The organism is Embleya sp. NPDC127516, assembly GCF_044765325.1.
Lineage (GTDB): Bacteria > Actinomycetota > Actinomycetes > Streptomycetales > Streptomycetaceae > Embleya.
Genome location: NZ_JBIWJT010000022.1, coordinates 127963 through 141456 on the forward strand (window position 1 = coordinate 127963; position 13494 = coordinate 141456).

2 protein-coding genes are annotated in these 13494 nt (G+C 74.9%); both read right to left on the bottom strand.

Annotated elements, in window-relative coordinates; genetic code table 11:
- Nucleotides 1-12: 12 nt before the first annotated feature.
- The gene (locus ACIRL2_RS35010) at nucleotides 13-9585 is read right to left on the bottom strand and encodes an SDR family NAD(P)-dependent oxidoreductase (protein ID WP_402237630.1); all 9573 of its coding nucleotides are present in this window, start codon (nucleotides 9583-9585) and stop codon (nucleotides 13-15) included.
- 213 nt (nucleotides 9586-9798) lie between these two features.
- Nucleotides 9799-12768, bottom strand: a complete 2970-nt coding sequence (locus ACIRL2_RS35015) for an AAA family ATPase (RefSeq protein WP_402237633.1) — start codon at nucleotides 12766-12768, stop codon at nucleotides 9799-9801.
- Between the last annotated feature and the right edge of the window lie 726 nt (nucleotides 12769-13494).

Below are 13494 nucleotides of genomic sequence, written 5' to 3' on the forward strand. Positions count from 1 at the left end.
GGGTGGGCCGGGTCAGGAGATGCCGAGTTCGTTGTCGATGAAGTCGAAGAGCTCGTCGTCGCCGGCCGCGCCGAGTTGTTCGATCAGCGCCGCCGTCGGATCCCCGGGTACCTCGGCGCCCAGCCGGCCCAGCAGTGCGTACAGGCGCGCCACCGCGCCGGTCCGGAAGTCCTCGTCCGGGGCCTCGCCGTCGGCCAGCAGCCCGGTCAACGAGACCTGCCAGCGATCGAGTTCGGCGAGTAGCGAGCCGGTGCCCGGGTGCGGGGTGGCGGCGAACAGCCGCTCCCGCAGGTGTTCGGCCAGCGCGATCGGGGTCGGGTGGTCGAAGATCAGCGTGGACGGCAGTTCCAGGCCGGTGCCCGCATTGATCCGGTTGCGCAGCTCGATCGCGCCGAGCGAGTCGAACTCGGCCTCCAAAAAGCCGCGTTCGGGCTTGATCGCGGCCGGTCCGTCGTGCCCGAGAATGGCCGCGGCGGTGAGCCGGACGAACGTCAGCAACTCGCGGCGCTGTTCGTCGGCCGGGCGGCCCGCGAGCCGCTCCCGGATCCCCGCGCCGGCCCGACGGCCCGTGCCGGTGCGGGACGAGGCGCCGCGTTGCGCGGGCACTCGGCCGGGGCCGGCCGCGCGGATCAGGCCGGCCAGGAGCGCGGTCGCCGCGTCGGGACGCAGCGCGCCGGTATCGATCCGGGCCGCGACCGGTGCCGGCAGGGGTGTGTCCAGCGCACGGTCGAGCAGGTCCAGGCCGGTTTCGCTGCTCATCGGGGCCAGGCCGCTGCCCGCCATCCGGCGGCGGTCCACCTCGGTCAGGTGCGCGGCCAGACCGCCCGCCTCGGCCCAGTGCCCCCACCCGATCGAGGTCGCGGGCAGGCCGTGACCGTGTCGGTGGTGGGCGAGCGCGTCCAGGAAGGTGTTGGCGGCGGCATAGACGGACTGGCCGGGGTTGCCCAGGACGCCGACGGCCGAGGAGTACAGCACGAACGCGGACAGGTCCAGGTCGGCGGTGAGCGTGTGCAGGTGCCACGCGGCGTCCACCTTGGGCCGCAGCACGGCGTGCAGTCGCCCGGGGTCGGTGCCGGTGAGCGCGCCGTCGGCGACCACGCCGGCGGTGTGCACGACGGCGGTGAGCGGGTGTGCGGTCGGAATGGCGGCGAGCAGTTCGGCGAGCGCGCTCGGGTCGGCCACGTCGCACGCCGCGATCTCGACCTCGGCGCCCAGCGCGCGCAGTTCGGCGCGCAGTGCGTCGGCTCCGGGCGCGGCCGGGCCGGTGCGGCCGACCAGCAGCACGTGTCGGGCGCCGTGTCGGGTGATCAGCCGGCGGGCGGCCAGGGCGCCCAGCGCGCCGGTGCCGCCGGTGATCAGCACCGTGCCGGTCGGGTCGAGGCCGGCGGGTGCGGGCGCGATGGTCAGGACCAGTTTGCCGGTGTGTCGGGCCTGGCTCAGGTGGCGCAGCGCGCGTACGCCGTGCCGGATGTCCCACGCGGTGACCGGCAGCGGGGTGAGCGTGCCGGCCGCGAACAGCGGGGCCAGCACGCGCAGCATCCGGCCGATCCGCTCGGGCTCCAGGGTCAGCAGGTCGAACGCGCGGTAGTCGACCCCCGGGTGGGCGGCGGCCACCGCGTCGGGTTCGCGCGGGTCGGTCTTGCCCATCTCGACGAACCGGCCGCCGGGCGCGAGCAGCCGCAGTGAGGCGTCGGTGAACTCGCGGGCGAGCGAGTTGAGTACGACGTCGACGCCGCGCCCGCCGGTGACGGCGCGGAACCGGCCCTCGAAGTCGAGGGTGCGCGAGGACGCGATGCTCTCGTCGGTCAGGCCCTGGGCGCGCAGCGTGGGCCACTTGGCCGGGCTCGCGGTGCCCAGGACGTCGGCGCCCAGGTGTCGGGCGAGCTGCACGGCGGCGGTGCCGACCCCGCCGGTGGCGGCGTGCACCAGGACGGATTCGCCCGGGCGCAGGCCGGCCAGTTCGACCAGGCCGTGGTACGCGGTCAGGAACGCCACCGGGACGGTCGCCGCCCGTGCGTAGGTCCAGCCCGCCGGGATCGGGGTGAGCAGTCGGTGGTCGACCACGGCGTGCGAGCCCAGGATGCCGGGCAGCAGGCCCATCACCCGGTCGCCGACCGCGAGTTCGCTCACTCCCGGGCCGACCTCCAGGACCCGGCCGGCGCCCTCCGCGCCGATCCGGGCGGCGCCGGGGTATCCGCCCAGTGCGATCAGCACGTCGCGGAAGTTCAGTCCGGCCGCGCGCACCGCGATCCGCACCTGGCCGACCGCCAACGGCAGGGCGGCCTCGGGCGCGGGCAGCAGCGCGATGTTGTCGATGCTGCCGGGTTCGGTGACGTCCAGTCGCCACGGTGCGTCGAGGGCGGGCGGTTCCAGTGCGTCGTCGGGGCGTACCGGGGCCAGTCGCGGGGCCAGGATCGCGCCGCCGCGCAGCGCGAGTTGCGGCTCGCCGCCGGCCAGTGCCGAGGCCACCGCGGCGGCCGAGTCGGGGTGCGCGTCCAGGTCCAGGATCCGCAGCCGGCCCGGGTGTTCGCCGGCCGCGGCCCGGATCAGGCCCCACAGGCCGGAAGCGCTCAGGTCGCGGACGTCCTCGCCGGCGTGCGTGGCCACCGCCTCGCGGGTGACCAGGACGAGTTCGATGTCCGCGAAGCACGGGTCGCCCAGCCATTCGCGGAGCAGGGTGACCGCCCGTTCGGTGACCGCGTGGGTGGCGACGGCGGTGCCCAGTGCGGGGCTCGGCGGGTCGAAGGCCACCAGCACCCGCGTGGGCGGGCTCGCTCCGGCGGCGAGCGCGGCGCGCAGTCCGGCGAGGTCGCGGTGCACCTCGGGCGACGCGGGGCGCATGCCCGATCCGAGTGGGTCCGCGTCGCCGTCCGCGAGCACCACCCAGGTGCCCTGGTCGGCGGCGACCGTGTCGCCCGGCACCGGCACCCAGTGCACGTGATACCAGGAATCCGGCGTGGTGGTCGGGCGGGCGGCGAAGCGGTCGGCCGGGATCGCGCGCAGGGTCAGCCGGTCGATCGAGACCACGGGCGTGCCGTCGGCGTCGGTGGCGGTCAGCGCGACGGCGTCGGGGCCCAGCGGCGCGATCCGCACCCGCAGTTCGCGGGCGCCGGCGGCGTACGCCCTGATCCCGGCCCACGCGAACGGCAGCCGGGTGGGCGCGTTCGGGTCGGATCCGGGCAACAGCGCGACGACGGCGTGCAGCGCGGCGTCCAGCAGTGCGGGGTGCACCGGGTGGCCGAACTCCTCGGCCGGGTCCGGCAGCACGACCTCGGCGAGCAGCTCCTCGCCGTGGCGCCACGCGGCGGTCAGGCCCCGGAAGACCGGGCCGTAGTGGTATCCCAGGTCGGCGAGCCGGCCGTACAGGTCCTCGACGTCCACGGCGACCGCGCCCGGCGGCGGCCACGCGCCCTCGTCCCGGCCGGGCGCGGCGGTCTCGGCCGGGGTCAAGCGTCCGGCGGCGTGCCGGGTCCAGTCCTGGGCGTCGGCGGCGCGCGAGTGCACGGTGACCGCTCGGGTGCCGTCCGTCTCCTGGGCGCCCACCGCGAGTTCGATCCGTACGGTGCCGTCCTCGGGCAGGACCAGGGGTGCGGCCAGCACGAGTTCGCCGATTCCGCCGGCGCCGGCACGTTCGGCGGCATGCAGCGCGAGGTCGACGAACGCTGTGCCGGGCAGCAGGACCGTGTCGTGCACGGCGTGGTCCGCGAGCCACGGCCGGCTCCGGGTGGAGAGTACGCCGGTCCAGACCAGGCCCGAGCCGTCCGCGCGCTCGAAGCCCGCGCCGAGGAGGGGGTGTTCGCTGGGGTCGAGCCCGGCCGAGGTCGGGTCGGCGGCGTGCGGCGCGTCCAGCCAGTGCCGGCGGCGCTGGAAGGCGTACGTGGGCAGGTCGACGCGGCGCACGGCGCGGCCGGCCCAGACCGGGGCCCAGTCGACACCGACGCCTGCCACGTGCAGTCGGGCCAAGGCCCGGGTGTAGGTGAGCGCTTCGGGGCGGTCGGCGCGCAGTGCGGCGAGCACGAGCGGCGCGGGGTCGTCCAGGCTCGCGAGGGTGAGCGCGGTGAGCACGGCGTCGGGGCCCAGTTCCAGGTAGGTGGTGGTGCCCAGTTCGGCGAGTCTGCGCACGCCGTCGCGGAAGCGGACCGCCTCGCGGATGTGCCGGACCCAGTAGTTCGGGTCGGCCAGTTCGGCGGCGTCCGCCACATCGCCGGTCAGGTTGGAGACGATCGGGATGCGCGGCGGGGAGAAGCTCAGGCTTGCCGCGACCGCGCGGAACTCGTCGAGTACGGCGTCCATGTGCGGCGAGTGGAAGGCGTGGCTGACCTGGAGCCGCTTGGTCTTGCGGCCGCCCGCGCGCCACCGCGCGGCCAAAGCGTCGACGATGTCCGCCGTACCCGAGATCACCACGGAGTCGGGGCTGTTGACGGCCGCGACGCCCACGTGCGCCTCGTGGCCGGCGACCAGTTCGGCGACCTCCTCCTCGGTGCCCTGGAGCGCGATCATCGCGCCGGTCGCGGGCAGTTCGCCCATCAGCCGGCCGCGGGCCACCACCAGCGTCGCGGCGTCGGCCAGCGTGAGCACGCCGGCGATGTGCGCGGCGGTCAGTTCGCCGATCGAGTGGCCGATCAGGTGATCGGCGCGGATCCCGCGCGATTCGGCGAGTCGATACAGCGCGGTCTCCACCGCGAACAGCGCGGGCTGGGTGTACTCGGTCGCGTGCAGCAGCGCGGCCTCGGGGCTGTCCGGCGCGGCGAACAGCAGGGCGCGCAGGGGGCGTTCCAGGGAGGCGTCCAGGTGCTCCAGCGCCTCGTCCAGGGCTCGCGCGAACACCGGTTCGGCCGCGTACAGTTCGCGGCCCATGCCGACGCGCTGGCTGCCCTGTCCGCTGAACAGGACGGCGAGCGAACCGGTCGGTCCGGCCTCGCCGCGGATCAGGTCGGCCGCGTCGACGCCGTCGATGAGCGCGTCCAGGCCGCGCAGCAGGTGCTCCCGGCCGGTCCCGGTGATCACCGCGCGGTGCGCGAAGGTGCCTCGGCCGTCGGCCAGCGCGAAGCCGAGGTCGCCGGGCGCGACGTCGGGGTGGTCGGCGACGTGCTCGCGCAGTCGGGCCGCCTGGGCGCGCAGCGCGTCCTCGCTCGCGGCGGACAACAACCACGGGCCGGCCTGGTCGGTGCCGGGCGGGACCGAGGTCTCCGCGGCCTGTTCCAGGATGACGTGCGCGTTGGTGCCGCTGATCCCGAACGAGGACACCGCCGCGCGGCGCGGGCGGTCGGTCCGGGGCCAGGCGGTCCGCGCCGCGAGCACCTCGACGCCGCCTCGGGACCAGTCCACGTGCGGGGACGGCGCGTCCAGGTGCAGGGTGCGCGGGAGTTCGCCGTGCCGCATCGCCTCGATCAGCGCGATCACGCCGGTCACCCCGGCGGCGGCCTGGGTGTGTCCCAGGTTGGACTTGACCGAACCGAGCAGGAGCGGGCGATCGGCGGGCCGGTCGGTACCGTAGGTGGCCAGCAGCGCCTCGGCCTCGATCGGGTCGCCGAGCGTGGTGCCGGTCCCGTGCGCCTCGACCGCGTCGATCTCGGTCGGGTTCAGACGCGCGTCGGCCAGCGCCTGGCGGATCACCCGCTGCTGGGCGGGTCCGTTGGGCGCGGTCAGGCCGTTGGAGGCGCCGTCCTGGTTGACCGCGCTGCCGCGCACCACGGCGAGCACGGGGTGGCCCAGTCGGCGGGCGTCGGACAGCCGCTCCAGCAGCACCAGGGCGACGCCCTCGGCCCACGCGGTGCCGTCGGCGGCGGCGGAGAACGGCTTGCAGCGGCCGTCGGGGGCGAGCCCGTGTTGCCGGCTGAACTCGGTGAACATGCCGGGCGTGGACATCACGGTGACGCCGCCGGCCAGCGCGAGCGTGCATTCGCCGGCGCGCAGCGCGCGGGTCGCCAGGTGCAGCGCGACCAGGGAGGAGGAGCACGCGGTGTCGATGGTCAGGGCGGGGCCCTCCAGGCCCAGGGTGTAGGCCAGCCGGCCGGAGGCGACGCTGCTCAGGCTGCCGGTGAGCAGGTGGCCGCCGTAGCCTTCGGGCGCCTCGTGCAGCCGCGGGCCGTAGTCCTGCGGCATGGCGCCGACGAAGACGCCCGCCCGGGTGCCGCGCAGCGCGGTCGGCGCGATGCCGGCCCGCTCGACCACCTCCCACGCGGTCTCCAGGAGCAGCCGCTGCTGCGGGTCCATCGCGGCCGCCTCGCGCGGGCTGATCCCGAAGAAGCCGGGGTCGAACGCGTCGGCGTCGTAGAGGAATCCGCCCGCGCGCACCGAGGAGGTGCCGGGACGGGCGAGTTCGGGGTCGTAGAGCGCGTCCAGGTCCCAGCCGCGGTTGCTCGGGAACGGGCCGATCGCGTCGGTCTCGGCCGCGAGCAGGTCCCACAGCGCCTCGGGGGTGTCCGCACCGCCGGGCCAGCGGCCGCCGGTCGCGACGACGACGATCGGGTCGTCCTCGTGCGCGACCGGCGCCGGGCCGGCCCCGGACCGCGCGGCACCGGCGGGCACGGTGCCGGCCGTGCGATCCGCGAGGTGACGGGCGACGGCCCGGGGGGTCGGGTGGTCGAAGGTCAGCGACGCGGACAGCCGGGTCCCGCTCGCGGCGGCCAGCCGATCGCGGAACTCCAGTGCGCCGACCGAGTCGAAACCGAGGTCCTTGAAGGTGCGGTCCGGGTCGACCGCGCCGGGTCCGGCGTGTCCGAGCACGACGGCGGCGGTGGCGCGGACCAGGAGCAGCGGGTCGGGTCCGGCGGGAAGGGCCGGCTCCGGGTGTGCCGCCGGCTCCGGGTGTACGGCGGGCTGCGCGGGCTCGGCCGGGCGCGCGGGCTCGGCCGGGCGCGACGCGGCGTCGGGAGCGGGCGACGTGTTGTCGGGAGCGGGCGATTCGGGTTCGGGGATCCAGTGCGAGGTGCGCCGGAACGCGTATGTGGGCAGTTCGGCGCGGCGGGCCGCGGCCGGCAGCGCGGCGGTCCAGTCCACCGGGGTGCCGTGTACGTACGCCTGGGCCAGCGAGGTCAGCAGTCGGCGCGGCCCGCCGTCGCCGCGGCGCAGCGTGCCCACCGTCAGCGCCTCCGGTCCGGCCGCCTGGTCCGCGTCCAGGATCTGGCGAAGTCCCATGGTCAGCACGGGATGCGGACTGGCCTCGACGAAGGTGCGCCGGCCGTCGGCGAGCGCGGCGCGGGCCGCGTCCTGGAAGCGCACCGTGCCGCGCAGGTTGCGGTACCAGTAGTCGGCGTCCAGTTCGGCGGTGTCCAGCGGACCGCCGGTGACCGTGGAGTAGAACACGATCGGGCTCGACACCGGCCTGATTCCGTCGAGTTCGCGGGCCAGGTCGGCGCGCAGCGGCTCGACGTGCGGCGAATGCGACGCGTAGTCGACCGGGATCGCCCGTACGTCCACGCCCGCCTGGGTGTACTCGGCCAGCAGCGCGTCGAGCGCGGCCCGGTCGCCGGAGACCACGGTGGACGCGGGCCCGTTGATCGCCGCGATGCCGAGCCGGTCGGCCCGGTCGCCGAGCGCGGCCCGCACCTCGTCGGCCGGACGCGGGATGGAAGCCATGCCGCCGCCGGGCGCCAGACCGGTCAACAGTCGGCTGCGCCGCGCCACCAGGCGGGCCGCGTCCGCCAGGGTGAGCGCGCCGGCGATGTGCGCGGCGGCGATCTCCCCCTGCGAGTGGCCGATCACCGCGTCGGGTCGAACCCCGAACGCCTCCCACAGCCGGGCCAGCGAGACCATCACGGCGAACAGCACGGGCTGTACGACGTCCACCCGATCGAGCGAGGCGGCGCCCGGCACGTCCCGCAACACGTCGTGCGGCGACCAGTCCACGTGTGGCGCGAGCGCGTCCGCGCAGGCGTCCAGGTGAGCGGCGAACACCGGTGAGGCGTGCAGCAGTTCGGTGGCCATGCCGACCCACTGCGAACCCTGGCCGGGGAAGACGAACACGGTCGAGGTGTGCGGGCGGGCGGTGCCGGTCACGGCTCCCGCGGTCGGCAGCGCCTGGGCCAACGCCGCCGTGGCGTCGGTGAGTTCGGCCAGGTCCGCGCCCAGCAGCACGGCCCGCTGCTCGAACGCGGTGCGGCCCGCCGTGAGGGTCAGCGCGACGTCCTGCGGCACGGTGTGCTCGGTCAGCGCCGCGCACAGCCGGCCGGCCTGCTCGCGCAGCGCCTCGGGGTCGCGGGCGGACAGCGGCCACGGCAGCACCGCGGGTGGGTCGAACCCCCGGGTTCCGGGCAGCTCCCGGGCGTGCGTGGCGGGCGGCTCGCCCAGCACCACGTGGCAGTTCGTCCCACCCATCCCGAACGAGCTGACCCCGGCGAACAGCGGCCGGTCCGGGTGCGGCCAGGGGCCGGGCACGGTCTGCACCCGCAGGCCGGCCTCGTCCAGGTCGATCGCCGGGTTGGCGGTGGCGTGGTTCAGGCTCGCGGGCAGGGTGCGGTGCCGGATGCCCAGCACGGTCTTGACCAGTCCGACGATCCCGGACGCGCCTTCGAGGTGGCCGATGTTGGTCTTCACCGAGCCGACCGCGACCCGGTCGGCGCCGGTGCGGCCCGCGCCGTAGGCCGAGCCCAGCGCGGCGGCCTCGATCGGGTCGCCGACCCGGGTGCCGGTGCCGTGCAGTTCGACGTACTGGATCCGCTCGGGGGCCACGCCCGCGGCGTCGGCCGCCCGAAGCAACACGTCCGCCTGCGCCCCGGCGTCGGGCACGGTGAGTCCGTCGGTGTCGCCGTCGCTGCCGACCGCACTGCCGTGGATCACCGCGTGGATCGGGTCGCCGTCGGCCAGCGCCCGCTCCAGCGGCTTGAGCAGCACCACCGCGCCGCCCTCGCCGCGCACGAAACCGTTGGCCCGCGCGTCGAAGGTGAACGAGCGGTGGTCGGGCGAGAGTCCGCCGAACCGTTCCGCGCCCACGGTGCTCTCGGGCGCGAGGTTCAGGTGCACGCCGCCGGCGAACGCGACGCTCGACTCGCCGCGGCGCAGGCTCTCGCAGGCCAGGTGGATCGCGACCAGGGACGAGGACTGCGCGGTGTCGACGGTCAGGCTCGGGCCGTTCAGGTCCAGGGCCCAGGACAGCCGGTTGGCGATCAGGCCGCGGGCGACGCCGGTGAAGGTGTGCCTGGTGATCGCGTCGGTGCCGTACCGGTGCACCACGGTGGACCAGTCGGCCGCGATCGCGCCGACGAACACGCCGGCTCGGGTACCGGCCAGGGATCCGGGCGGGAGTCCGGCGTCCTCGGCGGCCTCCCACCCGAGTTCGAGGACCAGTCGCTGGTGCGGGTCCATCGCGTCGGCCTCGCGCGGCGAGATCCCGAAGAACGCCGCGTCGAAGGTGTCGACCCGGTCCAGGTAGCCGCCCGGACGCAGTTCGGCGCCGCGGCGGCGCTCGGCGCCGGCTTCCCCGACGGCGTCGACGCCCTCGCGCAGGAGTCGCCAGAACGCGGCGGGGTCGGCGGCGCCCGGCAGCCGGCACGCCATCCCGATGACGGCGATCGCGTTGCCGTGCCGGTCACGCTTGCTGGTGGTGTTCTCGCGGCTCATCATCGCGGAGTGGTCGCCCCTCATCCCGAACGGTCCGGTCCCGAACGGCGACGACTGCGCCGAACGGTCTCAAGATTCGTCCGGTGGACCCCACCCGAATAACCCCTGTCGATCCCCTACCGACCCCATAGGGGAGCAGTCGTGCACAGGACTCGCGAAACGGCCCCCGACCGGGTCTTCCGGGGGCGCCGCCCGACCCGCGCGGCGTCCCCGGTCCCACCCCCGGTCAGGGGCCGTTCAGCCCGCGATCTCCTCTTCCAACCACGGCGGCAGATCCAGTCGGCGGGCCACCCCGAGCTTGCGATAGACCCTGGTCAGGTGCTGTTCGACGGTGCTGACCGTGATGAACAACCGGCGTGAGATCTCCCGGTTGGTCTGCCCCTGCGCGGCCAGTGCGGCCACCCGGCGCTCGGCGTCGCTCAGGCCCGCACCGGGCTGTTCGTCCACACCGGCGGACGCGCCGACCATCGGGGTGGGCTCCGAGGCGCGGGCCCGGCCCGCCTCGACGACGCGCCCCGACTCGGCGACCCGACCGGCCTCGCCTACCCGCCCGGCCTCGCCGATCCGGCCCGCCTCACCGATCCGGGCCGGTTCCCGGATCGGCGCCGGCTGCGGCACGTGCGGTATCGCGCCGTCCCGATCGGGCACCGCGGCCAGCCGCTCGGTGCGCGGCAGCGGGCGCGGCGGCTCGCCCTGGCACGCCTCGGACAACTGCTGCGCCCGTCGCGCGGCGCGCCGGGCCCGTCCGAAGTCGCCCAGCTCGCGGTAGGCGTTGCCGAGTCGGGCGAACGCCAGCGACAACTCGAAGCGGTCGCCGCAGGCCTGGAGTTCGCGGATCGACTCCCACAGCAGGGCGGGTCTGCGGCGCAGTTCGACCACCTCCGCCTGCACGCCCAGGGCCAACCCCCGGGTGCGCGAGGGCTCGTCCGACAGCCGGTCGAACTGCTCCGCGAGCAACTCGCGGGCCGCCTCGTGATCGCCCAGTCGCACATGCGCGCGGGCCGCCTCGACCCGCCACGGCACCAGCCCGGGCAGGTCGATCCGCCACGCCATCATCAACTCGCCGCACGACATGAAGTCGTGCAGGGCCGCGTCCGGGCGGCCGGTGGCCAGGTTGTACCGCCCACACGCGTGCAGGTAGTGCAGCCCCGCCGGGGTGTGGAACATCGCTCCCGGCACCGGGAGTTCCAGATGCCGGGCGGCCTGCTCGTGGTCACCGCGGGCGACCGCGGCGGTGATCCGCGCGGCGAGTGGGACGCCCACCGCGACGCCCCAGCCCTCGGGCACGATCCGGGTCAGCGCCGTCTTCGCGCTCTCCTCGGCCCCGAGCAGGTCGCCCTGGCGGACCGCGATCTCGCCGAACACGGCGGCCATCAGCGCGTGCGCGATCGGGCTGCGCCGCGCCGCCGCCTGGTCGATCAGCGCGGCGCACCACTCCTGTGCCTCGGCGGCACGATCGGCGTACACCAGCGCGGTCAGCGTGGAGGTGAGCGATTCCATCGTGCCGTCGTCCAGCCGTGAGCCGCGCAGGATGCGCTCGGCGCGATCGCACACCTGGTCGCCGCTCAGCCGCCCGGCCAGCACGGCGGTGAGCAGGTCCAGTCCCTCGATCCGGCCGATGGTCGCGGGCAGCGGGGACACCTCGGGCTCGGATACTCCCGCGTCCACGGCGGGATACCAGTACTTGAGCCAGACCCGGGCGGCGCGGACCTCGGCGGCGGTGGCCCACTCGGCCTCCTCGCCGGGCGCGCACGAGTGCCGGCCGGCCTCGACCACGGCCTTGGCCTCGTCGAGTCGGCCGTACCAGGCCAGATAGCGCACGCACACCAGCGCGTCCCGGCCGGTGAGTCGGCCGTCGCGGACCGCGGTGGCCAGCCACGGCACGTGTCGTGCCGCGGCGGCCGGGTTGACCAGCCACTCCAGACCGATCAGGAACGCCTTGATGGACACCCGGGTGCACTCGTCCGGCGCGATCCGCTCGGCCAGCTTGAGGTAGTCGACGGCCAGCCGCAGATCACCCTCGGCGACCACCGCCTCGGCCGCCTCGCGCAGCGTGCGCACCGCCCACGGCGCCCGGAACTCCCCGGCGCCGGCGAGGTGTTTGGCGACCGACTCGGAGGGGGCGCCGTCGATGTGCAGCAGCGTGGCCGCCCGGCCGTGCCCGCGCTCGCGCTCCGGACGGGTCATGGTGTCCAGCACCGCAAGGCGGGCCCGGTCTTCGCGGAATCGACCGCACGCCACCAGTCCCGCGTCGTTGAGCGTGCGGGCCGCGCGGGTGGCCGTGGCGGGTTCGAGTTCGAGCAGTTCGGCCAGACCCTCGGTGGTCTCCGATTCGCCGAGCAGGGCAAGTCCGCGCGCGACGTCCACGGTGGCCGGGTCGAGCCGGTACAGGCAGCCGACCACGGCCCGGCAGTACGCGTCCGCGACGGTGGGCCGCAGTGGGCGTCGGGAGGGGTCCGAGCGGGCGCCGGGGCCCGTGTCCTCCAGTAAGGCACGGATCAACAGCGGGTTGCCGCCGCTGAGTTCAAGCACGTCGGCGGACAGCCGGGCGGCCGCGGCCGGGCCCAGCGAGTGGGCCAGCAGCTCGGTGACCGAGGCGCGGCCTAGCAGGCCCAGGCGGATCCGCTGATGGTGCGGCTGGCGTTCGACCTCCGCCGAGAACGCGGCGAACGCGGCCGAGGGCGCGGCGGCGTGATCGCGCTCGCCGAGCAGCACCAGGACCGACGCGCTGCGGATCCGCCGGATCAGGTGGGCCAGGAACTGGAGCGACACCGGGTCGGCGTGCTGGATGTCGTCGACCACGATCACGACGGGCCGGGTCTGCGCCAACGTCAGGAGCACGGCGCTGAGTTCGTGCACGGCACGCACCGTGGTCGGGGTCGGCGCGTCGGTGCCGCCGAACGCGGCGGTGTACGCGCCGTCGTCCAGGAGTCGGTCGATCCGGCTCGCGTCCACGTCGGCCGGCGGCGCCGCCAGGACCAGTTGGCGGACCACACCGAGCGGGAAGTCCTGTTCCATCGGGGTGCCGACGGCGCGCAGGAAGAGCGCGTCGTCGGACGCGGGCCGATCACCGAACGCGTGCAGGAGCGCGGTCTTGCCGACCGCCACGGGCCCGCAGACGGTGATCACACCGCCGACGCCGGTCGCGCAGCGGGCCCGGGCGGTATCCAGTCGGCTGAGTTCCTCGGTTCGACCCACGAAAAACACGTGCCACTCCCCCGGCGGAAATCTCTGCGTTTCCGCATGTTGAATTCGCTATTGACGCTGAATTAATATTTCCGCACGCCCGTACCACGCCCGGGCCGAAACGAGGCAGGATATCCATGCCTCGAACGACTGCGGCACGCGTGATTTCGGAGTCCGGGGTGCCGGAGCCGTCGGGCACGTCGATGGGCCCGAGGGGACCAGGGAAACGGAGAGGGATCGACCCGGTCCTGGTCGGATGTACGGGTACTCGGATGTACGGGTACGACATCCGCCCGCCACCTGCCGGGCGGCGCGGGCATCAACCCGACGAACGATCCCTGCGACGAAGGACTCGACGACACAGCCCGCTGGACATGCGCGCGAGGTCGACGTCGAGGCGGGACACCAGGGCGAGTCGCGAAGCGCTCGCACCACGGGTCCCCTGCACGGCCATCTCCGAAGAAGAAGTAGTAAAGCTCCGAGTCGGTGATCCGGACTTTCGCTTCATAGCTGAACGGCAGTCTAGAAATCCGCCCGCGTCGCGTCAACACGAAGGCATCGCGAAAGAAAGCCGACACACGGACACGCCGTTCGCCCCCTTATGACCCGGGCGAGACGCACAAATGGAGCACCGCCGGACAAGTCACGCCGGGCTCTCGATCGCACCCGTTTCCGTCCCCGCACCCGCAAGGGTCGGTAGGGGTCCGTTAGGGGTGCTGGGGGTCGCGGCGGCGCCACTAGCGTCCT

What these genes read in the sequence shown, in the direction of transcription:
- ACIRL2_RS35010 (WP_402237630.1), bottom strand. Translation starts at nt 9,585, where the DNA reads ATGAGGGGCGACCACTCCGCGATGATGAGCCGCGAGAACACCACCAGC.